The organism is Pseudomonas sp. 32_A, assembly GCF_017490905.1.
GTDB classification, from domain to species: domain Bacteria; phylum Pseudomonadota; class Gammaproteobacteria; order Pseudomonadales; family Pseudomonadaceae; genus Aquipseudomonas; species Aquipseudomonas inefficax.
In genome coordinates this window covers 1-537 of the sequence record NZ_JAFGYI010000162.1, presented here as the reverse complement: position 1 = coordinate 537, position 537 = coordinate 1, and the positions used below count along the sequence as shown (strand labels likewise).

At 61.1% G+C, this 537-nt stretch carries 1 pseudogene; it reads left to right on the top strand.

The annotated features are described in order from the left end of the window. Window positions 1-537, top strand: a pseudogene (locus tag J5M58_RS26080) (hypothetical protein); the annotation flags it as partial.

Here is a 537-nt window from a genome sequence, read left to right as displayed (position 1 = left end):
GAGCGATGACGGCTCGTTCGAGGCGATGGACTACATCGTTTCCGAGATCCCGAATGCACCGCTTACGGAAAATCCGGAAGCGGCACCGCGTACGGGTTTGCCGCTCACGGGTTTGCCGTGTACGGCTGATCCGACACAAGCAAAGAATCAATATAAACAAGGACTGAGAAAAGCACCAAAGGGCGCTGACGCGCCGCCGGTTGATCTGCTCGGCAATGAAATCGTCGAATCGGTCAGCGATCTGGCTTGCCCGGTAGACGAAATCGTCGCTGCGTATCACGAGCTCATGCCGGACAACCCGCGCGTGAAGGCGGTGCACGGCGATCGTCGCAAAGCAATTGCGGCACGCTGGCGCGAGGCGTCGAAGCTGGACTGCAAGCCGTTCGGCTACTCGACGGTCGACGACGGGCTGCGCGCCTGGCGCAAGTTCTTCGCCGTCTGCGCGCGATCCGCCTTCCTGACTGGAAAGGCAACGCCGAAGCCGGGCTGCAAGCGATTCCGCGCTGACATCGACTTCCTGACGTCGCCGTCTGGTTT